23 protein-coding genes, 1 tRNA gene, 1 pseudogene and 1 riboswitch are annotated in these 21,733 nt (G+C 58.1%); of the genes and pseudogenes, 13 read left to right on the top strand and 12 right to left on the bottom strand.

Features of this window, described 5'->3' with window-relative positions; translation table 11 throughout:
• Position 1 precedes the first annotated feature (1 nt).
• The 3 genes from NW839_RS04045 (at position 2) to NW839_RS04035 (ending at position 1,649) form a co-directional block, all read left to right on the top strand.
• Entirely contained in the window at positions 2–385 is a 384-nt protein-coding gene (locus NW839_RS04045) for a tetratricopeptide repeat protein (protein ID WP_414344292.1), read from the top strand.
• A gap of 184 nt (positions 386–569) precedes the next feature.
• Positions 570–1,097 carry a hypothetical protein gene (locus NW839_RS04040; protein WP_414349599.1) on the top strand — a complete coding sequence of 176 codons (528 nt, stop codon included), beginning with the start codon at positions 570–572 and terminating at the stop codon, positions 1,095–1,097.
• Between the two features lie 36 nt (positions 1,098–1,133).
• On the top strand, positions 1,134–1,649 hold the full coding sequence (locus tag NW839_RS04035; RefSeq protein WP_414344296.1) for a MogA/MoaB family molybdenum cofactor biosynthesis protein: 516 nt from the start codon (positions 1,134–1,136) through the stop codon (positions 1,647–1,649).
• Between the two features lie 28 nt (positions 1,650–1,677).
• Here NW839_RS04035 and metK read toward each other — a convergent pair whose 3' ends face one another.
• Both metK and NW839_RS04025 read right to left on the bottom strand, forming a co-directional pair.
• Entirely contained in the window at positions 1,678–2,937 is a 1,260-nt protein-coding gene (metK, locus tag NW839_RS04030; protein ID WP_414349600.1) for a methionine adenosyltransferase, read from the bottom strand.
• A gap of 298 nt (positions 2,938–3,235) precedes the next feature.
• A riboswitch (SAM riboswitch) is annotated at positions 3,236–3,347 on the bottom strand.
• A gap of 67 nt (positions 3,348–3,414) precedes the next feature.
• On the bottom strand, positions 3,415–3,783 hold the full coding sequence (locus NW839_RS04025) for a hypothetical protein (protein ID WP_011434147.1): 369 nt from the start codon (positions 3,781–3,783) through the stop codon (positions 3,415–3,417).
• 275 nt (positions 3,784–4,058) lie between these two features.
• On the opposite strand from NW839_RS04025, the gene cobO reads away from it, so the two are divergent.
• Together cobO and NW839_RS04015 are read left to right on the top strand one after the other, a co-directional pair.
• Positions 4,059–4,652 carry a cob(I)yrinic acid a,c-diamide adenosyltransferase gene (gene cobO / locus NW839_RS04020; protein WP_414344311.1) on the top strand — a complete coding sequence of 198 codons (594 nt, stop codon included), beginning with the start codon at positions 4,059–4,061 and terminating at the stop codon, positions 4,650–4,652.
• Positions 4,653–4,668: 16 nt separating this feature from the next.
• Positions 4,669–6,072: a cobyrinate a,c-diamide synthase gene (locus NW839_RS04015; protein WP_414349601.1), complete on the top strand. Its 1,404-nt coding sequence runs from the start codon at positions 4,669–4,671 to the stop codon at positions 6,070–6,072.
• Here the strand turns inward: NW839_RS04015 and NW839_RS04010 are convergent.
• A complete protein-coding gene (locus NW839_RS04010) occupies positions 6,069–7,316 on the bottom strand; it encodes a URC4/urg3 family protein (protein ID WP_414349602.1) in 1,248 nt (415 codons plus the stop codon). The genes NW839_RS04015 and NW839_RS04010 overlap by 4 nt on opposite strands.
• A 485-nt stretch (positions 7,317–7,801) precedes the next feature.
• Between NW839_RS04010 and NW839_RS04005 the strand changes: the two genes are divergently transcribed.
• Complete coding sequence (locus tag NW839_RS04005) at positions 7,802–8,149, top strand: DUF1815 family protein (protein WP_011434143.1); 348 nt, start codon at positions 7,802–7,804, stop codon at positions 8,147–8,149.
• A gap of 310 nt (positions 8,150–8,459) precedes the next feature.
• On the opposite strand, the gene NW839_RS04000 is transcribed toward NW839_RS04005, so the two are convergent.
• Positions 8,460–8,532, bottom strand: a tRNA-Glu gene (locus tag NW839_RS04000).
• A 390-nt stretch (positions 8,533–8,922) separates the two neighbouring features.
• Here NW839_RS04000 and clpP point away from each other — a divergent pair.
• From clpP to NW839_RS03980, 4 genes are all read left to right on the top strand, one after another.
• Positions 8,923–9,525 (top strand): ATP-dependent Clp endopeptidase proteolytic subunit ClpP, encoded by a 603-nt coding sequence (gene clpP, locus NW839_RS03995; protein ID WP_011434140.1) that lies wholly within the window; start codon positions 8,923–8,925, stop codon positions 9,523–9,525.
• Positions 9,526–10,034: 509 nt separating this feature from the next.
• Positions 10,035–11,459 (top strand): form I ribulose bisphosphate carboxylase large subunit, encoded by a 1,425-nt coding sequence (locus tag NW839_RS03990; protein WP_011434138.1) that lies wholly within the window; start codon positions 10,035–10,037, stop codon positions 11,457–11,459.
• A gap of 66 nt (positions 11,460–11,525) precedes the next feature.
• Positions 11,526–11,933 carry a RuBisCO chaperone RbcX gene (gene rcbX / locus NW839_RS03985; protein WP_414349604.1) on the top strand — a complete coding sequence of 136 codons (408 nt, stop codon included), beginning with the start codon at positions 11,526–11,528 and terminating at the stop codon, positions 11,931–11,933.
• Positions 11,934–11,941: 8 nt separating this feature from the next.
• The gene (locus NW839_RS03980) at positions 11,942–12,274 is read left to right on the top strand and encodes a ribulose bisphosphate carboxylase small subunit (RefSeq protein ID WP_011434136.1); all 333 of its coding nucleotides are present in this window, start codon (positions 11,942–11,944) and stop codon (positions 12,272–12,274) included.
• A 185-nt stretch (positions 12,275–12,459) separates the two neighbouring features.
• Here the strand turns inward: NW839_RS03980 and NW839_RS03975 are convergent, their stop codons facing one another.
• From NW839_RS03975 to NW839_RS03965, 3 genes and pseudogenes are all read right to left on the bottom strand, one after another.
• Positions 12,460–13,218 (bottom strand): TIGR00297 family protein, encoded by a 759-nt coding sequence (locus NW839_RS03975; RefSeq protein ID WP_011434135.1) that lies wholly within the window; start codon positions 13,216–13,218, stop codon positions 12,460–12,462.
• A gap of 73 nt (positions 13,219–13,291) precedes the next feature.
• Positions 13,292–13,866: pseudogene (locus NW839_RS03970) on the bottom strand (IS5 family transposase); the annotation flags it as partial.
• A gap of 98 nt (positions 13,867–13,964) precedes the next feature.
• The gene (locus NW839_RS03965) at positions 13,965–15,329 is read right to left on the bottom strand and encodes a serine/threonine protein kinase (protein ID WP_414349606.1); all 1,365 of its coding nucleotides are present in this window, start codon (positions 15,327–15,329) and stop codon (positions 13,965–13,967) included.
• A 134-nt stretch (positions 15,330–15,463) separates the two neighbouring features.
• Between NW839_RS03965 and NW839_RS03960 the strand changes: the two genes are divergently transcribed.
• Both NW839_RS03960 and NW839_RS03955 read left to right on the top strand, forming a co-directional pair.
• The gene (locus tag NW839_RS03960) at positions 15,464–17,035 is read left to right on the top strand and encodes a photosystem II high light acclimation radical SAM protein (RefSeq protein ID WP_414343837.1); all 1,572 of its coding nucleotides are present in this window, start codon (positions 15,464–15,466) and stop codon (positions 17,033–17,035) included.
• A 129-nt stretch (positions 17,036–17,164) separates the two neighbouring features.
• A complete protein-coding gene (locus NW839_RS03955; RefSeq protein WP_011434132.1) occupies positions 17,165–17,992 on the top strand; it encodes a DnaJ domain-containing protein in 828 nt (275 codons plus the stop codon).
• Here NW839_RS03955 and NW839_RS03950 read toward each other — a convergent pair.
• From NW839_RS03950 to NW839_RS03935, 4 genes are all read right to left on the bottom strand, one after another.
• Complete coding sequence (locus NW839_RS03950) at positions 17,989–18,684, bottom strand: chorismate pyruvate-lyase family protein (RefSeq protein ID WP_414330733.1); 696 nt, start codon at positions 18,682–18,684, stop codon at positions 17,989–17,991. The two genes, NW839_RS03955 and NW839_RS03950, sit on opposite strands and share 4 nt — an antisense overlap.
• 74 nt (positions 18,685–18,758) lie before the next feature.
• Positions 18,759–19,262 carry an AbrB family transcriptional regulator gene (locus tag NW839_RS03945; protein ID WP_414330730.1) on the bottom strand — a complete coding sequence of 168 codons (504 nt, stop codon included), beginning with the start codon at positions 19,260–19,262 and terminating at the stop codon, positions 18,759–18,761.
• Complete coding sequence (locus NW839_RS03940) at positions 19,259–19,708, bottom strand: Fur family transcriptional regulator (protein ID WP_414330729.1); 450 nt, start codon at positions 19,706–19,708, stop codon at positions 19,259–19,261. The genes NW839_RS03945 and NW839_RS03940 overlap by 4 nt, the downstream gene beginning before the upstream one ends.
• A 28-nt stretch (positions 19,709–19,736) precedes the next feature.
• Positions 19,737–20,060, bottom strand: a complete 324-nt coding sequence (locus NW839_RS03935) for a DUF1825 family protein (RefSeq protein WP_011434128.1) — start codon at positions 20,058–20,060, stop codon at positions 19,737–19,739.
• 150 nt (positions 20,061–20,210) lie between these two features.
• Between NW839_RS03935 and cobT the strand changes: the two genes are divergently transcribed.
• The gene (gene cobT, locus NW839_RS03930) at positions 20,211–21,338 is read left to right on the top strand and encodes a nicotinate mononucleotide-dependent phosphoribosyltransferase CobT (protein WP_041436788.1); all 1,128 of its coding nucleotides are present in this window, start codon (positions 20,211–20,213) and stop codon (positions 21,336–21,338) included.
• On the opposite strand, the gene clpS is transcribed toward cobT, so the two are convergent.
• Positions 21,287–21,592 carry an ATP-dependent Clp protease adapter ClpS gene (gene clpS / locus NW839_RS03925; RefSeq protein ID WP_011434126.1) on the bottom strand — a complete coding sequence of 102 codons (306 nt, stop codon included), beginning with the start codon at positions 21,590–21,592 and terminating at the stop codon, positions 21,287–21,289. The two genes, cobT and clpS, sit on opposite strands and share 52 nt — an antisense overlap.
• Between the last annotated feature and the right edge of the window lie 141 nt (positions 21,593–21,733).

The raw sequence follows: 21,733 nt of genomic DNA, 5'->3' as shown, positions 1-21,733 counted from the left end.
GGTGCTGATCCTCTACCGCCAGTACACCACCTACCCTCCCGAGGAAACGGCAGCCATCTATCCGCTGCCGGGCTTCCCCCCAGGAGTGACAGAAGATACCAGCTTGTTCGACACGTCACTGCCGGACTACGTGGATCCTGGCAGCCTCAGCTACAGCTACTTTCTGGAAGCCAAAGCCCTGCAGGATGGCTATGCCCGCCAGGCGATCTACGCCGGCAATGAGCTGCTGAACCGCTTCCCCCAGAGCCGCTATGCTGGGGATGTGCTCATGGCTCTGTACGGCCTGACGGGAGATGTCGCCTTCCTAGGACGGCTGCTGACGCAGTTTCCTGATAGCGAGCGCGCTCTGGAGGCAGCGCTTGAGCTGGGGCCCGTCAGCCACTGAGTTTTTAAGCGTACCGCAGCTTTGCAGCTTTATAGCCTCTTCACAGAGCCTTCATGAAAGGCAAATAGGGGTATTCTTGGACGAGAGCTGTCTTGCGAGATCCAGGGAGAAAGGCTTTATCTCCCCTTTGTCTCGGCGGATCTGGACTAGCTTGGGTTGAGTTTCCTTGGGCTGCCATGGGCTGATGGATCCTGCCACCTTTCTGGAGCACTATGGGTTTGAGCTGGAAGGTCAACCCAGCCAGGTTTGGGTGGAGCGCTGGAGCCAGTTGTTCCCGGATCTTTGGATCCCGGCAGCCTTGCTGGAAGCCCTCTACCAGGGGCGGTACAAGGCCACCTCTGTGGAGCAGCTTCTCCGCCTTTGGCAGCGTCGCGGCTCTCCTCATCTTACCTTTCCCCCAGAAATCGGCCAGTTCCTTTGGCAGGAGCAGCAGGAGCGGATCCGCTCTTTGGCTGCGGCTGCCTTTGCCTGTTCTCCTCTGCCGCCGGTACCCCCCGCGGGATCCCTGTTTTCCAGAGAACCGGCCATATCTCTAAACTTGTTGTTGGAGCAGTTGCAGGAGCTTCCCCCCAAGCTGCGCCGCCTGCTTGCCCAGTCCCCTCCTCCCCAACTCGCCCGTGCTGGTGGGGCAGAGTCCTCAGGGATCCTAGAGCTCCAGCAGACGGTCGTTGACCCTCCAACTCCTGCCGAGCCCCCTCAGGGACAGTCTTGATGGGCTTGCCACTCTCTTTCCTCAGGGATCCCCGCCATGACCTTTCCCCTTGATCGCGACAGCGGTGCAGAGCACATTGCCTCCTTGCCCTGTGGGGTGATCACCGTCAGCGACACGCGCACCCCTGAAACCGATCACAGCGGCCAGTTTATCTGCACAGCCCTCCAGGAGTCCGGCCACCGGGTGGAGAGATATTGCATTCTCCGAGATGAACCGCAGCTCATTCGAGAGCAGGTTCAGGATTGGGCCGGATCCCTGCCGGTGATCTTGTTGAATGGTGGCACAGGCATCGCCCCCCGCGACACCACTTACGACGCCATCGAGGCTCTCCTGGAAAAGACCTTGCCCGGCTTTGGGGAGATCTTCCGCCAGCTCAGCTATGCCCAGATTGGCAGTCGGGCCATCGCCTCTCGGGCCATCGCCGGGATCCACGGAAAGTGCTTGATCTTTTCCATGCCTGGCTCCCCAGCAGCCGTGCAACTGGCTATGCGCAGCCTGATCCTGCCGGAGCTACCCCACCTGGTTAAGCAACTGCACCAGGGCAAGCATTGAGGCAGCAGGCCGTCTTAGTGATCCCCTCTTAGGCCAAGAGGGCAGTCGCCTTGGCAAGAGCCTCCTCCCGCAGCAGAGCGGCTTTATCGGTGCGCTCCCAGGGCAGATCCAGGTGAGTTTGCCCGAAGTGACCATAGACCGCTACATTTTGGTAGAAGCGTCCCCCCCGTTGGCGGGGCAGCTCCCGCAGTTGGAACTGGGCCAAAATGGCTGCCGGCCTCAGATCGAAGTGGCGCTGCACCAGCCGCAACAGCTCTTCGTCGGGGATGCGCCCTGTGCCAAAGGTTTCCACCAAAATGTTGATGGGGCGGGCTACCCCAATGGCGTAGCTCACCTGCACTTCACATTTTTGCGCCAAGCCAGCTGCCACGATGTTCTTGGCCACGTAACGAGCCGCATAGGCAGCGCTGCGATCCACCTTGGTGGGATCCTTGCCGGAGAAGGCCCCGCCCCCATGGCGAGAATAGCCGCCGTAGGTATCGACGATGATCTTGCGTCCGGTCAGGCCCGCATCTCCCTGAGGGCCGCCGATGACAAACTTGCCGGTGGGATTGGTGAGGAAGCGGGTGTGGCTATCCGGCTTGATGGGCAGCTCGGCAAACACCGGCGTGACCACTGCCTCCCAGAGATCGGCGCGGATCCGCTCTTGCACCGCCGCCTCTTCCGTAATGGCGCCAATCGTGGGTGTGTGCTGGGTGGAGATGAGCAGGGTGTGAATGCCCACCGGGCGACCTTCCTCATAGGCCACAGTCACCTGCGTTTTGCCATCCGGGCGCAGATAGGGCAGGGTGCCGTTTTTGCGAACCGTGGCCAACTGGCGGCTGAGGCGGTGGGCCAAGCTAATGGGCAAGGGCATCAACTCGGGAGTTTCATCGCAGGCAAAGCCAAACATCAACCCCTGATCCCCGGCCCCGACCAAGTCGAATTGATCTTCCTGGGAGCCGCGACTTTCCAGGGCCACATTCACCCCTTGGGCAATATCGGGAGATTGCTCATCGAAAGCCACCAACACCGCGCAGCTTTCTGCACAAAACCCATTCTTGGCATCGGTATAGCCAATTTCGGCCACCTTGTCCCGCACCAGACGGGTGAAGTTGACCTGCGCTTGCGAGGTGATCTCCCCGGTCAACAAAACCAGGCCCGTATTGACCACCACCTCGGCGGCCACCCGACTGAGGGGATCCGCCGTCAAGAGGGCATCCACGATGGCATCGGAGATCTGATCGCAGATTTTGTCGGGGTGCCCCTCCGTCACCGACTCCGAGGAAAACAAAAACGACTTGGACAACGAACCTTCTCCTTAAAAGCTAGAACTGAGAACCTGAACAAAAAACAAGGCTCACCCGCTCGTTCATTATCCGTCGGAGAAAGAGCCAACCAGGGATCCCCAGGTGCTCCGCACCAGCCCCAACTCAGCCAGAGGAAAGGCCCAGCAACCAGCAAGCGTTCTGCACCGCTGACGCACCAGCACTGCCGCGAAGGCCTTGCCCCGCTGCCGCGACCAGAGCTATGGGAGCTGCTAAAGGATAAAGTTGCCAGAAAAGTCCCCCGCCAAAGAGGGCTATCCTCTAGAGAAAACTTTATTGCCTTTATCTTTCGGTTACTGACTAACCGCAGGAATTGGCACCGTAGCGGAGGCTTCCGCCGGGTTGCCGCAGCTTCATTGGGCCTGGTCCCTCAGTCTGCTCTGGATAAAGAACGGAACTTGTCCCTATAGTACCCCCAACCTCCGCCCATTTGTCAAAAAAATAAGCTGTGGGCGGCTTCAGCCAAACAGACCCTGCCACCAGTCTGTCCCCTGAGCGGCTTTGAGAAAGAATGCGCCGGCCAAGCCCAGGGGGGAGAGAACGCCGAGAAAGCCAACTGTCCCCAATCCCCAAGCCAAGCGGTGCAGATGCTTTTTGTCGGCAGGATTTGGCGTCGTTTCGGCTGAGATGGCCAACAGGGATCCCAAGGCTGCCAATAGGGATCCCCCCAGACCTGCAAAGTAGCTGGGCGCTAGCCACGGTTGCAACTCGGCGGCAGATACGACTTGGATGCGGGGCAAGACTTGAAAACACCCTATTGCCAGCACTGCCCAGATGAAGCAGTACATTAGCAGGCTATCTCGGAAAGCGGCAGCCGGTTCTCTCATATCCCAGCCGAATGAAACCGGATTAGGATAAAGGCGGTTCACTGTGGGGAACTTGGGTTTGCCCCGACGGTCGCGCCAGTGGTGCAGTTCCCCTCAGCCTGTGTGGCGAATCTCGATTCCTTTTGATTATGGCCCAACCCGCCCTGTCTGGCTTGCCTGCACCGGCTTCCGGATCCCAACCCCTCTCGACAACAGAACTTGAGGACGCTTGCGATAGCGGTGCGGAGTCTTCACCGGGCGCAGAGGCCGACCCAAACTGGCGGCATCGCCAAAGAATGCAAAAACGCCAGCAGATCCAGCGGCAGCGTCTGTCGGGCATGCGAGATGACAAGGGCTTGATCATCGTGCACACGGGGCAGGGCAAGGGCAAGACCACGGCTGCCTTCGGCATGATCTTCCGCGCCCTCGGCCAGGGATTGTCGGTGGGGGTGGTGCAATTTATCAAGGGGGCCTGGGATCCAGGAGAAGCCAAGCTATTGCGGAAATTGGCCGAGCATCCAGAGCTGGGCCTGGGGAAAATAGCTTTTTACGCCATGGGAGAGGGCTTTACCTGGGAAACCCAAGACCGGGAGCGAGACATCGCCCATGCACAGGCGGCCTGGGAAAAGGGGCGGGAGCTGTTCACCAGCGGGGAGTTTCAGTTGGTGCTTCTGGATGAGATCAATGTCGCCCTCAAGTTGGGATATCTCTCGCCGGACGAGGTGTTGGCCGGGCTAGCGGAGAAACCGGAGCGGGTTCACCTGATCTTGACGGGGCGGGGCGCGCCGGCAGCGTTGATCGACCGAGCCGATCTGGTGACGGAGATGACTTTGGTCAAACATCCCTTCCGCGACCAGGGGATCAAGGCGCAAATCGGCATCGAGTTCTAACCCTTGGGCAGGAAAGATGGCCATTCTGCTGGCGGCGGCAGCAAGCGGCAGCGGCAAAACCACCATCACTCTGGCTCTGTTGGCCGCTCTGAGGCGACGGGGCCTGCGCATCCAACCTTTCAAGGTGGGGCCGGATTACATTGATCCTCTGTTTCACACGGCGGTGAGCGGGATCCCCTGTCGCACTTTGGATCCCTTCTTGACCGACGAGGACTTTGTGCAGCGCTGCTTTCGCCACCATTGCCAGGGCAAGGATGGAGCCATTGTGGAGGGGGTAATGGGCCTCTTCGATGGGCGAGCGCCTGGATCCCTACCCCTCCCTGGGAGCGGGACGGAGCCTTTTTTTGCCAGCAGCGCCCATGTGGCCCGCCTGCTCGGGATCCCTGTGGTGCTGGTGATCGATGGCAGCGGCATGGGAACGACGGTGGCCGCTTTGCTCTACGGCTTGAGCCGCTGGGATCCCCGCCTCTCCATTGCTGGGGTGATTTTCAACCGGGTGGCCTCGGAGCGGCATGGACAAATCTTGCAGCAGGCAGCGGCTGCAGCGGGGATCCCGGTCTTGGGCCAGTTTCCCCGGCGGGAGGATTTGCGGTTGCCCAGCCGACACCTGGGGTTGGTGCCTGTCTCAGAACTGGATCACTTCCCCCACTGGCAAGCTGCCTGGGCCGAGCTGGCGGAGCAACACGTCAATTGGGATGGCCTATTGCCCCTGATTCGGAGGCTTCCTCCAGCGGTAGGAGAGCTGTGGCCAGGGATCCCCCCTCTCACCGAAAGGACTCCGCCCCGCCGCTGCGAACAGGTACGGGTGGCGGTGGCCCAAGACCACGCCTTTAACTTCTACTACGCCGACAACTTGGATCTGTTGCGGGCCTGTGGAGCCGAGCTGCTGGAGTATTCCCCCCTCCAGGTGGGACTATGGCCACCGGAGCCCTGCGATGGCGTGCTGCTGGGGGGAGGGTTCCCGGAATTGTTTGCAGCACCTCTATCTGAGAGAATTAACCAACAACCTCCCCCGCCCGCCCACCCACCCCTCTACGCCGAGTGTGGCGGACTGATGGTGCTGGGCCAATCCCTTACCGATTTTCAGGGAAAGACCTACCCGATGGCCGGGCTATTACCCATCCAGGTAGACATGGCCGACCGGCTGTGTTTGGGCTACCGCGCAGCTGCCGTTTTGCGCCCAACCCTGCTGGCGCCAGCTGGGGATCGCCTGCGCGGGCATGAATTTCACCGCTCCCGCAGCACCCCCATCTCCCCCAGCCCAATCTACAGCTGGGGATCCCCCGCCCAGCTTCAACAGGAAGGATGGGCCACCGAGCGTCTTCACGCTTCGTACCTGCATCTGCACTGGGGATCCCGTCCTGATTTGGCCCTGAGATTATTACAGAACTTCTTAAGAATCTCGAAAGGGGATCCCTAAAAAACCGTGCCATCGCTGAGCAGTTGGATGGGAGGAGAAGCATCTGGCCTAAGCTGGGCCGCTATTTGCCGTCCTGCCGTCCAGGTTCCCCCTTGCAGTATTTTCACCAGGGGCAACTCCTGGGCAGAGCAACCCAGTCTTTCCCGGATTAAGGAGGCAACTTGATCCAGCAAAATCACCGTCAGGGCCCGCCACTCCACAATCACCGTCGAATCTGGAGGATACGGTTGCTGACCAATCTCCGGCTGCTTAAGTTGGATCACCCCCAAATCCACAAACAACCCCCCGTTGCGATACTCCGCCAAACCCGTCAGCTCATCCAAACCCCAGATCGGGATCCCCTCCTGCTGCAACGGCTCCAGCAGGGAATAGGTCATCCATTGGGACAACTTGTGAAAAGGCACCCAATGGCTCCCCGGCTCTGTTTGGGGCAGGTGGGGATAGGGCCAGACATCTCCCAGAGGGATCCCGGCCAGCGAGACTCGCCCAGGCCAAATGGGGCCAACCCCCCTCTGAACCGCCTGTAAGACCTGTGCTGCCTCGATCCCACCGCTGGGATCCTCAGGCTGGATAGCGTCCCACAACCGGCCAGGACGGGGAAGATTGTGACCAGATCCAAAGTAATGAGGTTGAGCCCGCAAAGTTTGTGCCAACCTTTGCAGCAGTTGCCAGCGCCCCTCCAGTCCCAGTAAAGGATTTTCCGGCCCCACCTGGAAAGCTGCTGCCAAATCCGCCAAGGTGATCCGCTCCAGGCCCGCCGCATCCACCTGCAGAGGCTGCTGGGGATCGCTGGAAAACCCACCTTGCCAGAACCAGTCGAAACTGGCCAAGGCCAAACCTTCGGAACGACCCACCACCGTCTGACTTTCTGGATCCCAGTACTTCCAGGCAGAGCCTGCGCCTGCGTCCAGCAACACGCTGACGATGGCCAGATCCCACTTGCATCGCAGCCGCTCCAGCGGATCCATGTCTTTAAGTCGATTTTCCAGACGGGTTAGGCGCTCCCCGGATCCCACCTGAAAATGTTGCCAGCGGCTGTGGAAGGGAATTTCCCCGTTGGGATAATGGGCCCGCATTGTGGTGATCACATAGTCGGCTACGGATCCCATCCGATTCAGGTTGAGGCGAAAGTGCTCTGATTCATCGGCCAAAACCCTTTCCAATAGCAACTGACAGCGATCCCGAATGGCTTGGGGACTCTGCAAATAAGCCACTCGTTTTTCCAGATCAACAGGTGTCAGCATCAAGCCGTTCCTTCTCAATTGTCCATGCCGAGAATTTTCTCAGCATAATCGGGCGGGAACCCACCTTGATCTGCATTCGTCTACAAGCCTTGGCCCACTTGACACTCCCGCCGGTCTCTTGTCAAAAGACCGCGTCTTACTTCGCGATCGGTGAGACCCTTGCAAGAGAAAGCTTTGAGGCAACTGTCCTGCTGACACGAGCAGCCCTGAGCCATTTTGAGAAAAGACTGGGCCAAGCACTGGGTGAGGATCCCGATAGATAAGAGCATTGACTCGAGGTAAATTTTGATGTCTTTGTTAAGAGAAGTGTTGAATACTACATTTCCCTGAAGTAGACTTTGCCTACTCTGTGGCCTTAATCACTTCCTTGAGGGGTTGTCGATTGTTATGATAGATGTAATCCTAGTCCTAAGCATAAATTACTAGTTAGGTCATTTGCAGCTAGGCTGAGCCCCAAAAGTGCCAATCCATTAGGGAGGAGTGTGATGTTCACACGGTTGGCGGAACAATACCGCAGCTATGTTCAAGATCTGGTGATGAGTTTGCAGGCTCTGGCCATCGTTTTGGAGAAGCGGGGCTACCCAGCCTCTTGCTACACCTGTGGTACGTCTTTCGAGAGTGCCTCGTTTATGGTCAGTTTACGAGAGGGGCACCTAATCCGCTTTTTGGTTTCCGAATGCTCCATTAGCTGGACAGAAATGCGGGATGACCGGGAGCTTATGAAATTGGAAGGGGCAGAGGCGATTCGCCAACTGCAGGAGCTGGCAGAGCTTATCAAAGATGAGCTGTTGGTCGCCGCCACGCCGGCTGAAGCTCTGGTGGCCAGCACCTGATCCTGGCAGGCCCTAGGTCTGCTCAAACCCAAGCCGTAGCCGATTGGACAACTAAGCCTAACCTTCTAGGCCGCTGCTTTGGAGATTTTTCCCCTGTTGAGGAGTAAGGGTGGAATAGGGATCCCCCTCGACGGAGTGGCAGTTGGCTGGCTGCCCATGCCGCTTGTATGGGGATCCCAGATGACCCGCTCTCCCAGCTTGTATCTGGAGTGGTTTGTGGCGGCAAAGCCTCTCTGAGTAAAGTCTGAGTAAGGTGTCACCGCTGCCAGGGATCCCCTGTTGACGGCTTTATCTTATAACTCTGACCCAATACCCCCAAGGGGATTCGAACCCCTGTCGCATCCGTGAAAGGGATGTGTCCTAGGCCTCTAGACGATGGGGGCGCTCTCTGACAAGGCGATCCTAATCCTAAAGAAGGACAAGTAAGCTTGTCAACCTTTTAATCTGCATCCCCAGACCCACGCCCTGCCAAGTTCAGAATCAAGATCCCCAGCAAAGCCAGGCTCAGCAGGCTGGCAATCACAATCGGTTCATCTGGGATCACGTCCATCTTGGCTTCACCTCACCACATCACAAAGAGCCACACCTCAGACCCGTTCCACATCCCAGAAGAAGAGGGATCCCGCTATAACCACCCCGTCTCCTTGCTGTTCTAGCCGGCTCACACCCCATCGAGCCCCGTACGGAGGCGGGCCGGTGAGTCGTCCTGAGCAAAGCATCCGTCCGGTGGCTTAGACTACACTAGTAAGGACTGACCCATCGCTTGGACTGGCATGATTCCCACCGTTATTGAGCAATCTGCGCGAGGCGAGCGCGCCTTTGACATCTACTCGCGTCTTTTGCGGGATCGGATCATTTTCTTGGGCACCCAGGTGGACGACGACATTGCCAACCTGATTGTGGCCCAGATGCTCTACTTGGAATCGGAAGACCCCGAAAAAGACATCTACCTCTACATCAACTCCCCCGGTGGCTCTGTCTATGCCGGCATGGCCATTTACGACACCATGCAGCACATTCAGCCGGATGTCTCCACCATCTGCATTGGTTTGGCTGCCAGCATGGGAGCTTTTCTGCTGGCAGGGGGCACCAAAGGCAAGCGCATTGCCCTTCCCCACGCCCGCATCATGATCCACCAACCCCTTGGTGGAGCTCAGGGGCCAGCTACCGATATTGAAATTCAGGCCAAAGAGATCCTCTTCATCAAAAACAGCCTCAATAGCCTGCTGGCCTACCACACCGGCCAACCTCTAGAGCGCATCGAACGAGATACCGACCGCGACAACTTCATGACCCCAGAACAAGCCAAAGAGTACGGCCTTATCGACCAGGTGATCAGCAAGAGACCCCAGCCAACCCTGGCAGCCGTTTCTTGACCCTCCAGATCCTGTGGGTGGACTTGCTCCGCTCCCTCAAAGAAGGGAGCTTTTGGTTTTGGCCGGGGATCCCACCCAAAAGATATTAAGAAAGCCAAAGAAATCTGTATTCTCAGCGGGAAGCAGGGGGCCTCACTTTAATTAAACTAATCAAACTCATAAAGAAAGTAATGATCAGCCCATTATTGCGGATGGTAGCTTAGGATTAAACCTATATAGAGTTGTGTTTGCCGAGATTCTAGCTTAGGCACTGTATAAAAATCTTTCTACTGGATTTGCAAGTCCAGGGAGTCCAAGCTAGCAATTGAAGGCACTCGAAAAGAAGGGTTTGGGGCTTCCATCCCCTGGGATGAAGAGTGTCTTAAGGCCCAACTTTGGCCTCGCGGTTGTGGGGCGAGTTCGTTCACGAAAACTCGGTGGTCTTGAGTTTTGGCCCTGGGTTTTTTCCTCTTGGTTGCATCCGTGAATGGCATTTTCTGGTTCTGTGATTCGTTCAGAGGGAGATCAACGTGGCCTATTCAGCAACCCAATCCAAAAGCGGCTATCAAGCCGGTGTGAAGGATTACCGACTCACCTATTACACTCCCGACTACACGCCTAAGGATACCGACGTCTTGGCCTGTTTCCGGGTTACTCCTCAGCCGGGTGTTCCTCCCGAAGAGGCCGGGGCGGCTGTGGCGGCTGAGTCTTCGACGGGCACCTGGACAACGGTATGGACCGATTTGCTTACCGACTTGGATCGGTACAAAGGCCGCTGCTATGACATCGAGCCGGTTCCCGGCGAAGACAACCAGTACTTCTGCTTCGTCGCCTATCCGCTGGATCTGTTCGAGGAAGGCTCGGTGACCAACATGCTCACCTCGATTGTGGGCAACGTTTTTGGCTTTAAGGCCCTAAAGGCGCTGCGGCTGGAAGATGTGCGGATCCCGGTGGCCTACCTGAAAACCTTCCAGGGCCCTCCCCATGGCATTCAGGTGGAGCGGGACAAATTGAATAAGTATGGCCGTCCGCTGCTGGGCTGCACCATCAAGCCCAAGTTGGGCCTTTCTGCCAAAAACTACGGGCGGGCCGTGTATGAAGCTCTGCGGGGCGGCTTGGACTTCACCAAAGATGACGAAAACATCAACTCCCAGCCCTTCCAGCGCTGGCGAGATCGCTACTTGTTCGTGATGGAGGCTGTCCACAAGGCCCAAGCGGAAACCGGCGAGATCAAGGGCCACTACTTGAACGTAACGGCGCCCACCTGTGAAGAGATGTTCAAGCGGGCCGAGTTTGCCAAGGAGTTGGGCGCCCCTATCATCATGCACGACTACTTGACAGCCGGCTTTACTGCCAACACCAGCCTGGCCAAGTGGTGCCGGGATAACGGCATTCTGCTGCACATCCACCGGGCCATGCACGCGGTGATCGACCGGCAGAAGAACCATGGCATCCACTTCCGGGTGTTGGCCAAGTGTTTGCGCATGTCCGGTGGCGACCACCTGCACTCCGGTACGGTGGTGGGCAAGCTGGAAGGCGACCGCGCCATCACGATGGGCTTTGTGGATCTCATGCGGGAAAACTACGTAGAGGCCGATCGCTCCCGCGGCATTTTCTTCACCCAAGATTGGGCTTCCATGCCAGGGGTGATGCCGGTGGCTTCCGGTGGGATCCACGTTTGGCACATGCCGGCGCTGGTGGAAATCTTTGGCGACGACTCGGTGCTGCAGTTTGGCGGCGGAACCTTGGGACACCCCTGGGGCAACGCGCCGGGCGCAACCGCCAACCGGGTGGCCTTGGAAGCGTGTATCCAAGCTCGTAACGAAGGTCGAGATCTGGCCCGCGAAGGCAACGACATTATCCGGGAAGCAGCCAAGTGGTCGCCAGAGCTGGCGGCTGCCTGCGAGCTGTGGAAGGAAATCAAGTTCGAGTTCAAGGCCGTCGACACCCTCTAGAGATCTGCTGGGGGCAAGGGATCCCCACGGCTCTCTTGCCCTACTGGCTCCCTCCCTGGATCGGCAATGGATCTGAAACAGATCGCCAAAGACACCGCCAAGACCTTGATCAGCTACCTGACTTATCAGGCGATGCGCACGGTGCTGGCTCAACTGAGCGAAACAGATCCCCCCAGGGCTCTTTGGCTACAGCAGTTCTCCGCTCGGCAAAACCTTCAGGATGGGGAAGCCTACCTGCGGGCTTTGCTGGCTGAGCGTCCTGAGTTGGCCTATCGCATCATGACCGTTCGTGAACACATTGCTGCGGAGGTGGTCGATTACCTGCCGGAAATGGCCAAAGCCGGCATCCAGCAAGCCAACATGGAGCACCGCCGCAATCATCTAGAACGGATCACCTCAGCAACAGGATCCCTACCCGTTACCCACCCGGAAGCGGGATCCCCCCCACAAAACCCTAGACCCGAAACGGAGTGATACCCATCATGCAAACCTTACCAAAAGAGCGCCGCTACGAAACCCTCTCCTACTTGCCGCCGCTGACGGATCTGCAGATCATCAAGCAGGTGCAGTACATCTTGGATCAGGGCTACATCCCGGCCATAGAGTTCAACGAATCGTCTGAACCAACGGTTCGCTATTGGACGCTGTGGAAGCTGCCCCTGTTCAGCGCCACTTCTCCCCAGGAGGTGCTCAGCGAAGTGCAGGCTTGCCGCAGCGCCTACCCCAACTGTTTCATTCGCGTGGTGGGGTTCGACAACATTAAGCAGTGCCAAGTGCTCAGCTTCCTGGTCTACAAGCCCAGCGGCCTGCGCTGAGAGAGGTTCAGAGTTTTGACCAGCTTGGGGGAGAGAGCTTCTGGAGCGTCTCTCTCCTTTTTCTTATGCGAGGGGATCCAACGGGAGCCTTCCCGATTGCAGGGCAACAGTTTGTCCCGTGTTGGCGTTAGCGGCGCAGTTGCTCTGGGCCAGAGTTGGGCAACTGTCCCGAAGCAACCCTGTTCTCAGGATCCGATCCCCAAAAGCGCTCCCAACCCCACGGCCAGGAGAGCGGCCAAGGTTGTTTGAATGCCGTTCACCACTTCATTGCTCATCCAGGCCAGGCGGGGTTGCAACACCACTCCCATCCAGCTTTCTGCCAAGGTGGCCAGGATCCCGGCCAGCCAGCAGATGACCAACCAGAATGGGCTGCCCCCTACCCATTCCCCGCCAATCCCCCAGGCCAACCCGGCCATCCCTGCCGCTGCCGCCACTCCCGCCAGGGATCCCTCTAGGCTTACAGCTCCTTCTGTGCCCGCCGGCACGGACTGGAAGGTGGTGATCAAAAAGGTCTTGCGGCCATAGGCTTTCCCCACCTCGCTGCTGACGGTATCGGCCAATTTCGCTGCAAAGCTGGCGCTGTATCCCAACCACCACAGGGGATGCGGGAAGAAAGCGTATCCTAGCGCACATACTGCCCCGGTTAAAGCGGATCCCCAGACGTTCTCCGGCCCTCGCGCCCCCTCTCGCTTTTCGGCGATCCCCTGCGCCTGCTTGCGCCGGATCCCCAGTTTGGTTACGGCTGTTCCCACTAAAAAATAGGCAGCTACCACCGCGTAGCCCCGCCCCCCCAGCCCCCCCCACACCAGCAGGCCCAGCAGGCCCGCGTGGATGACCCCTGCTCGCGTCAAAGCCTTCTGAGGGCTCAGCAGACCCAGCACCACCAGAGCCAGGTTGAGCCAGAGTGCCACCCCCCACTGACTCAGAAGCCACGCTTGCCACATATACCCTTAAACTTTAGCCACAGCAATTTGGCCAGATAATTCTCAGCACAAGCACCAATATAGCAATTCGTGTTAAATCGTAAAAAAATCTTTTATCGACTAAATGCCTCTCCCTGTAAACGTGCCGGTCAAATCTCCCACCACCCTCCTATTCCTCTTAGAAGGAATCAGCACCCGGCCTTCCCTTGTCTATCCTCTCCCTGAATTCCTGAGAATCTTATCCCCTATCACCTTCGTATGCTCTTCTTGCCAACTCTCTGGTAATGCCTCTGCTTGGGTAATATCCTGCTTTGCCCTGCTGTGATTCTAAACACTAACGGCTTCCCCAAACCATCCACACTCACATGGATCTGAGTGCTGTATCCACCTCGACTCCTCCCCAAAGCTTGCTCCCCTTTTTTTGCGGCTGCCCAGGGGTGAGCACGAACGACAGTTGAGTCAAGGATAAGATGCTCTAAGTCAGGGTCTTTCCCAAACTCCCAAGCAACTCCAGCGATGGAATCTCTGGTGTATCATTTTCCATATCTTTTTGGGAGGTAGCGCCACGGGGATCCAGAGCGAGCTATTACAGCAGGCCTTGGATAAACTGTTTGCATCCTGCCTCTTTGCCGATGTGGATCTGGATTCTGTTTTCAGGAAAGCTATAATTTTTTGCTATTTTATTTGCTGTGATCTGCAGCAAGATAACTCATCAGACCTTACCCAAAAACTGTCCTTATCATAACTAAATGCAAAAAACCTAACGACTACACCTTTTGCCGTTCAACTGGGATCTTCAGCCAACGGCTTAGTTCCGAGGCCAACCACTCCAGCTCTGGCTCCTGCAAAGGGATCCCCGCTCCCAACTCGTATTTGCGGTTGCCCGCCCAGATGTTCAACTGTGGGCTTTGGCGTGGGATCAGCTCTAGCCGGTCAATATCCCATCGCCGACTGGGGGGAACTCTGCGAAAGCGCAGGCCAAACACCTCGTAAACCAGGCGAATGTATTTTGTGTCGATCCGTAGGTGGACTTTGCCGAATAGACCGTAGAGGATCACGCCCACCATCACCAACCCCACCGTCCAGAAGGGCAGGATGAATAGGCCAAACAACAGATTGGCCGGAAAAGGCGCATGCCCAACCGATATGATCGTGAAAAAGGTGATGACGGAGTTCCAAGCGATGGCGAAAGGCAGCAACGCCAAAACACCGGTTTGCCGGGCCGGGATCACCACCTGAAAGGTCTGTTCAGACTTGTGCAGTTGAATCCGGCTGCCTGCTGGCTGTCGAGTAGGGACTGCTGCTGCGTCTGAGGGAATCAAGGCGGGACGACGATCCAAATGCTCCAGCGCCTCCAGGGCCTGCCGGGCGGAAGCGGGACGATCTGCCGCCAAAGGTTCCGTCATCCACCGCAGCCAGTCGCGAAAGGGCGGGCTCAGGTGCACCGCTTGCTCGAACACAATCCGGGCTCCCTCCTGGGGCAGATCCGCCGGGTGTTGGCCGGTGAGCAGGTGGATTAGGGTGGCACCCAGGCTGTAGAGGTCGGAAGCGGGCACGGTTCTGCCGCCAAATTGCTCTAGGGGCATGTAGCCGTAGCTCCCCACCACGGTGTAGGATCCCTGCTCCCGTGGAGCAGCCGCCTGAACCGAGCCAAAATCCACTAGGTACACCTGCTGGTCGGATCCCAAGAGAATGTTGCTGGGCTTGAGATCTCGGTGAATGACGGGGGGATGGAGTTCGTGCAGGTAGACGAGAATGCGCAGCAGCTTTTGCGCCAGCTCCCGCACCTCCGGCTCGGCAAAGCGCCGCCCTTGCTCCATCCACTCCTGCAGCGAGGGGGCGTCGATGTAGGTTTGCACCAGGGCTAGGCCCCGTCCTCCCTCTAGGCTGATCTCGAAGTGGTCGCGGTATTCAGGAATGGCTGGATGGGAGAGGGTCTGCAGGATCTGGGCTTCCCGCTCGAACAGCTTCAGGTCGGCCCAATCAAAGTCTGGCCCAAAGAGTAGCAGCTTGATCACCACCTGTTCCGAGGTGAGCAAATCCTGAGCCAGGTAGGTGTGTCTGCCGCTGCGCTTGCTCAATCGCCGCTCTGGCCGATAGCGACTGTGCCAAATTGGACGCTCTGGAGTCATACCCTCTCCTCAGGTCCGACCCTGCTGGTTGCTTCAGCTTTAGCCTATCTTTGTCCCTTTTGGATCCCTGCCGCCGCGCCTCTCAAAAAGCGATTAGAGTGAGTGAAGAGATGTAAAGTAAGCTCTCAGGTTATATGGCCTCGAACCTGAAGATTCAAAAAATCCTCTATGTGCGGCTGCCCTGCAACCCCATTTTTCCCATTGGGGTGGTTTATTTGGCCGATCATGTCCACAAGCTGTTCCCCCAAGTTGAGCAGCGCATCTTCGATATGGGCACCTTCCCGCCCTTGGATTTTCGCCGCCGCATGCTGGAGCAAATCGATCAGTTTCAGCCGGATTTGCTGGTTTTCTCTTGGCGGGATATTCAAGTCTATGCGCCGGTGAACGGGCGGGCCGGCAATCTACTGCAACACTCTTTTGAGTTTTTCTACGCCCGCAACCCCCTGAAAAAATTGCGGGGATCCCTGAATAGCCTCAGGCTGGTGCTGGCCTACTATGGCGAGATTTGGCGCAACACACGGCTGGTCTGGCAGGGGATCCGCAGAGCCAGGCGCTACAAACCTCACGCTGAAGCGGTGTTGGGGGGTGGGGCAGTCAGCGTCTTCTACGAACAATTGGGCCGCTACCTGCCCCAAGGCACCATCATCTCGGTGGGGGAAGGAGAAACGCTGCTGGAAAAAGTCATCCAAGGGCAAAGCCTAGCCACAGAGCGCTGCTATCGGGCCAAGCTGGAGCAACCTCGCCCAGGTTTGATCCACGAGCCGCCTCAACCTCTGCAAAAAACCGCCTGTGATTACACCTACATCACCGCCATTTGGCCGGAAATTGACTACTACTTAGAAGGGGGCGACTTTTACATTGGGGTACAAACCAAGCGCGGCTGCCCCCACAACTGCTGCTACTGCATCTACACCGTCATCGAAGGCAAGCAGGTGCGCCTCAACCCTGTGGATGAGGTGATCCGAGAAATGATGCAGTTGTACGAGCGAGGAGTGCGAAACTTTTGGTTTACTGACGCCCAGTTTATCCCTGCCCGCCGCTACATTGAGGATGCGGAGGAATTGCTGCAGAAAATCCTTGATGCCGGCATGACCGATATTCGTTGGGCTGCCTATATTCGGGCCGACAACCTCACCCCAAAGCTGGCCGAGCTCATGGTGAAAACTGGCATGAGCTACTTCGAGATCGGCATCACCAGCGGATCCCAGGAACTGGTGCGCAAAATGCGCATGGGCTATAACCTGCGCACGGTACTGGAGAGCTGCCGCTACCTCAAACAGGCAGGGTTCAACGATCTGGTTTCGGTCAATTACTCCTTTAATGTCATCGACGAGCGACCGGAAACCATTCGGCAAACAGTACGGTATCACCGCGAGCTGGAAGCCATTTTTGGCCGCGACAAAGTTGAGCCGGCTATCTTCTTCATCGGCTTGCAACCCCACACCCACCTGGAAGATTTTGCTCGCAAAATCGGTGTTATCGACGACCGCTTTAACCCCATGCACATGACTCCTTGGACGGCGCGCAAACTGCTCTGGAACCCAGAACCCCTGGGATCCTTTTTTGGGGAAGTGTGTCTGGAAGCCTGGGATCGCAACCCCCATGATTTTGGCCGCGAGGTGATGGATATCCTGGAGCGTCGTCTTGGCCTGGCAGAGTTGGAAGAAGCCCTGAGCGCGCCTCTAACAGGGGTTTACGTGTCTTAGCTCTTGGGCCAGCAGCCTCGCTGAACCGGGCAGGATATGCTGGTCCGAAAGGAGGGATCCCTGTTGGGGTAAGGTGGCTGGCCTTCGAAGGCAGCCGGTTCTCCCTCTGTTCTGCAACCAACTGCTCCCATGCCTACTCTGCCTGCTTCCCCCACCTACTACCAACAGCTGGGGCTTTCTCCCCAAGCCAGCCTGGAGGAGATCAAAGCTGCCTACCGCCAGCGGGCACGCGAACTGCACCCGGATCGGTTGCCTGCCGATATCCCCGCAGGGTTGCGGCAGTTGGCCCAGCGGGAGTTCCTCCAGCTACAACACGCCTACCGAGTTCTCAGCGATAGCCAGCAGCGTCGGGCTTACGATCTCAGCCTCATGTCCAAACCCTTGCCTCCTCATGCGCCGGTGCAGGTGGTGCTTGAGCCGACTGCGACCTCTGTCAGTTGGCTCGCCCTCTTGAGTGCTGGACTGATAGGGGCTGCTCTGTGTTTGGCGGGCTTGGCCCTTTGGAATGCCCTCAACCCGGCCCAAGACTTGGACGCAGCCGGCAGAGTGGCCCTCCAGGCTCCTGCCAACCCGGATCCCTCTCCCTCGCCCAGGCCAGACTCCGGATGGGATGGGGATCTGCCCGCAACCTCTTCAGAGACGATGACCTCGGCCCCGGCTAGTCTTTCTGAAGCCACCTCTCCACCTTCTTCTGAGCAGATTGACCGCTTTGCCCGCACCCTCCTGGCGGTGCAACCTCTTCTGGAGAGCACCCAAAATCGCCTCCAACAGGCCAACAGCAGCGAGGAACGTCGGCAAATCGAACAACAGTTTGAGGCTGCTGCTGCCGAGATCATCGTCGCCCATCAACTGACCCCAGAGGACTATCAGCGCATCTCCGCCAGCGCCCAATTGGATCCGCAGGTGGCAGCCGCCATCACCGCAGCCGTGCGCCGTTGGAGGTCTCCGTCGCGCTAGCGGGACAGGGCCCTTGCGGCCAGCCGTGGAGAAAACACCTCGTAGATGACGGTCAAAGGCTGGCCCCTGTGCAACAAAAGATAATGCCTAGCCCAGAAGGGACCGGGACACTGCAGCAGCCGGGCAACCGGGTCTGCCTCGCCGTGGTAAAGGCCGCGCAGCTCGCGAAAGGTCTCCAGTTTTTCTTGGATCAGATTTTGGCCAATGGGCCGATCGGGATGGGGCAAGTATTGAACCAGATGTTCGGAGTTCCACCAAGAGGTGGCATAGAGCAAGGGCTGTTGAGAGGTTACTCCGCACAGCCAAACCCGCCGCCGCATCAAAGGGGATCCCAGCCGCCCCAAATCTCTGGCCAGCTGTTGCATGGACTTGGGGGCAGTGCCCTGCTCTGCCTGTAAATCAACCCGGCCCGTGTCCAGCAGATGAGCCTGAATCGGCTCTTGGATCAAGGCAGCAAGATTACGGGTGGTAAAGCCATCCCCCAAAAGCAGCAAGCGCAGCACGGGATCCACCTGCACCAGCTCAGGCTGTACCGGGTCTGGCTCCCCCTGCCAATGCAGCTGTAGAGGCCACCAATCGCCTTGGCCAGAGGAGACATTGCCCAAAGAGCCATCTGCAGAACGGAGAGCAGCGCTCCAAGGGGATCCGGCAGCGTCGGCATGGCAGGTGAGGGGAGAAGGGGAAAGTTCCAAGGCAGCGGTTCAGTTGTTAAGTTCTGTATCGCCCTTAGTCTAACCCACCCACCATCTCTGCTCCGAGGAGTTTCCTAGCTCGTGCCCGGCTGAACCAACAGCCGCACCACCCAGGGGACGACCACGACGACACTGATCAGGCGTGCCAAGTGCATGACCACCACTGTGCTAGTTTGGGCTCCCATGTCCAGGGCTATCAGGCTCATGTCGGAAATGCCTCCTGGAGCTGTGCCCAAGATGGCAGTCAAGCGCTCGATCCCCAGCCAACGGGAGATCAGGTACCCCGACAAGACCCCCGTGCCCACCGCAATCACTGTACAGAGCAGGGCTGGTCGCCACAGATCTTTCAGGGCCAGAAGCGTATCGGCAGTGAGCTTAGTACCCAAAAGAATGCCCAACACCACCTGCATGGCAAAACGGATCCCGGCTGGGGGAGCGGGAATCGGGATCGCTCCCCAAACATTCACCAGACCCACCGCCACCATGGAGCCCACCAGCGCTCCTGCCGGAAGCCTCAGCTTGACCCCGATCAGGGCGCCAGCCAGCCCGATCAACACCGTCCAGAGATAGCTCATCATTTGGGCTTGGCTTTGAGAAGAGAGGAACGCTGTGAATCCGGGCTTGGCCCAACTCCTCCACGGCACTGTGCACAGACGCCGTAGAAGTCAAGCACATGGTACTCGATCGCAAATTGGTATCGGCTGGAAAGCTGTGCCTCCAAATCTTCCACCGGACAATCGGGCAAAGGCACCACCCGCCGACATTCGGTGCAGATCAGGTGGTGGCGGTTGTGGCCATTGCTGGGCAGAACCTGGTAGTAGGTCTGCTGGTCTCCCAAGTTGACCGCTTGCAGCTTGCCCTCATTGCGCAGAGCATCCAAAACTCGATAAACCGTGGCCAGACCGACGGTGTGGTTGGCATTGCGCAACTCCAAAAAGATCTCTTGCGCCGAAAGGGGCTGCGACTGCTGCTCTAGCACCTCCAGAATCAATTTCTGGTTGCGGGTCTGGCGGGAAGAAGACATGATCCCTTCGTGTAGGTCGTTTTGGGGGTCAACGCTCAGCGTCTGCCTCAGCTTTCATGCGCTCTAGGGTCTGGTGCATCTGGTCAAACATTTGGGTCAGGGAGAGCCCAAACCCCCCAAGCTGAGTTTGCAGTTGTTTGATGGTCATTTGAGCCATAAAGTCGTCGGAGAGTTCCAGCCGCTTCATGAAAATGCGCTGGCGCTCCAGCAACTCCTCCATCTGTTCGATGAAGATTTTTTTGCCTTCCCGGTCGAATTGGCCGTACCGTTGACCAAGCTGCATCAGGTTTTGGAAATCCTGAAACAGTTGCTTGGCTTCCTCTTGGACGATCTCAGAGTCGAAGAAGCTCATGGCCTTCCGTTTGCCCTGAATAAACTGCATTGGGTATACCCATCCTATCCGAATCCGATTGCCTCAGCAGGAGGCAACCCCTCCTGCGAGTACGGGATCCCGCCCTTCTGGCTCAGGATAGACTCTGGCTTGTTTGCCTCGGTGTCCGGTATGCTTCCGTTTCCTTGCGTTAAGGCTTACACTCAGCCGGCTGTGGCCCGGCGGTGGTGCGAACGGGTGCAGGGATCCCGACCTCTGTTTCTGGCCTGCTTGGGGTTTACCGAAACGGCTCTTGTTCCGGGCATTTCGGCTGCCGGCGCTACCCCCTCCTTGCGTCGCTACACAGCTCTTGCCGATGGGGAAGTGTTGCTGGCGGGCCATTCTCACCGCTTGCCCACCTCTCCGGATGGCTATCCTTCCCCAGTGGTGATCAGCTGCGCCATCTTGAGGGAGTTGGGGATCCCGTGCCGAGTGTTCGATTGTGGCTTGCCGGAACCTTTGCCGGGGGCAGAAATGGTGAGCTCTGGGGGAGTGGCCCGCTGCTTGAGCACAGGACAGGCTCTGTCTTTGGAGCAGGTGGGATCCCTGTGGCAAGAAGGGTACGACCGCGGATCCCGGCTGGAGCAAGGCTACTGTGTGATTGGGGAGTGTGTGGCAGGGGGCACCACCACGGCGCTGGCGGTGTTGTTGGGACTGGGGTGGGCAGCAGAGGGCATGGTAAACAGCAGCCACCCGGTCTGCAACCACGCCCAAAAGCTGGCCTTGGCCCGGCAGGGATTGGCCCGTCTGCCAAGGGGAGCTTCTGCTGCTGAGGTGGTGGCGGCGGTGGGGGATCCCATGCAGCCCTTTGTGGCCGGGTTGGCGATGGGCGCAGCGCAACGGGGAGCGGTGCTGCTGGCAGGGGGAACCCAAATGTTGGCGGTGCTGGCCTTGATGCAGCGCTGGGGGGAAGAGCAGGGGATCCCTTGGCCCCCGGAGAACGTGGTTGTGGGAACTACCCGCTGGGTGGCAGAGGATCCCTCGGGCAATACGGTGGCCTTGGCAGAGTTGTTGGGGGTTGCTCCCCTTTTGGCCACCCAACTGAGCTTTGCCAATAGCCGCTATCTGCCTCTACAGGCTTACGAGCGGGGCTATGTCAAGGAAGGGGTGGGGGCGGGTGGGCTGGCCATTGCCAGCAGCCTTTACGCCGGTTGGGGCCAAGCGGAGCTGTTGGCAGCAGTTGAGCGCAGCTACGAACGCCTGGTGCTTCAGGCCGGCTCCAAGGGGGCCATGGTCAACCCCTCCCGCAGCAATTGCTGATGGTAGAGCTCCGCCTGTTCTTGAGGGCCGACCCAAACAACTGCTTGCCCTTCGGCATCCACCTGCACGGTCAGTTGCCGCGCTAGGGGCAAAGTCATGCCGGGGATGTATTTCAGCAGACATTCCGTAACGTGCTGAAAGGTATTGAAATCGTCATCCAAGACGATCACCTTGAAGTGGGGGTAGGGCTGGCGAACCTGGGTTCTCGAGGGCGAGAACTGCTGAGCAGGTCGAGTTGGAGCTTCCGTAGTCATAGCAGAAGAGATCGACACAACTACCGAGTAACTTGGGTCTCTCAGGGGTGAGAAACCGGTCGCTTCTGATGATCTATCTCTATCTAGTTTCTAGTCTAATTGGCATCTTGTTGGCAGCTTGTGTCTGTATTCGGATCCCTT

Source organism: Synechococcus sp. R5-15, assembly GCF_047462035.1.
Classification (GTDB): Bacteria; Cyanobacteriota; Cyanobacteriia; order Thermostichales; family Thermostichaceae; genus Thermostichus.
Note: the sequence above shows the minus strand (reverse complement) of the source record. Positions and strands in the feature narration are given on the sequence as shown.

Coding starts and splice junctions, on each gene's coding strand:
- NW839_RS03945 (WP_414330730.1), bottom strand. CDS start 19,262: ATGATGAGCTATCTCTGGACGGTGTTGATCGGGCTGGCTGGCGCCCTG.
- NW839_RS03975 (WP_011434135.1), bottom strand. CDS start 13,218: ATGTGGCAAGCGTGGCTTCTGAGTCAGTGGGGGGTGGCACTCTGGCTC.
- NW839_RS04025 (WP_011434147.1), bottom strand. CDS start 3,783: ATGAGAGAACCGGCTGCCGCTTTCCGAGATAGCCTGCTAATGTACTGC.
- NW839_RS03955 (WP_011434132.1), top strand. CDS start 17,165: ATGCCTACTCTGCCTGCTTCCCCCACCTACTACCAACAGCTGGGGCTT.
- NW839_RS04010 (WP_414349602.1), bottom strand. CDS start 7,316: ATGCTGACACCTGTTGATCTGGAAAAACGAGTGGCTTATTTGCAGAGT.
- rcbX (WP_414349604.1), top strand. CDS start 11,526: ATGGATCTGAAACAGATCGCCAAAGACACCGCCAAGACCTTGATCAGC.
- clpS (WP_011434126.1), bottom strand. CDS start 21,592: ATGACTACGGAAGCTCCAACTCGACCTGCTCAGCAGTTCTCGCCCTCG.
- NW839_RS04035 (WP_414344296.1), top strand. CDS start 1,134: ATGACCTTTCCCCTTGATCGCGACAGCGGTGCAGAGCACATTGCCTCC.
- cobO (WP_414344311.1), top strand. CDS start 4,059: ATGCAAAAACGCCAGCAGATCCAGCGGCAGCGTCTGTCGGGCATGCGA.
- NW839_RS04015 (WP_414349601.1), top strand. CDS start 4,669: ATGGCCATTCTGCTGGCGGCGGCAGCAAGCGGCAGCGGCAAAACCACC.
- clpP (WP_011434140.1), top strand. CDS start 8,923: ATGATTCCCACCGTTATTGAGCAATCTGCGCGAGGCGAGCGCGCCTTT.
- NW839_RS04040 (WP_414349599.1), top strand. CDS start 570: ATGGATCCTGCCACCTTTCTGGAGCACTATGGGTTTGAGCTGGAAGGT.
- cobT (WP_041436788.1), top strand. CDS start 20,211: ATGCTTCCGTTTCCTTGCGTTAAGGCTTACACTCAGCCGGCTGTGGCC.
- NW839_RS03960 (WP_414343837.1), top strand. CDS start 15,464: ATGGCCTCGAACCTGAAGATTCAAAAAATCCTCTATGTGCGGCTGCCC.
- NW839_RS03965 (WP_414349606.1), bottom strand. CDS start 15,329: ATGACTCCAGAGCGTCCAATTTGGCACAGTCGCTATCGGCCAGAGCGG.
- NW839_RS03980 (WP_011434136.1), top strand. CDS start 11,942: ATGCAAACCTTACCAAAAGAGCGCCGCTACGAAACCCTCTCCTACTTG.
- NW839_RS04005 (WP_011434143.1), top strand. CDS start 7,802: ATGTTCACACGGTTGGCGGAACAATACCGCAGCTATGTTCAAGATCTG.
- NW839_RS03940 (WP_414330729.1), bottom strand. CDS start 19,708: ATGTCTTCTTCCCGCCAGACCCGCAACCAGAAATTGATTCTGGAGGTG.
- NW839_RS03935 (WP_011434128.1), bottom strand. CDS start 20,060: ATGAGCTTCTTCGACTCTGAGATCGTCCAAGAGGAAGCCAAGCAACTG.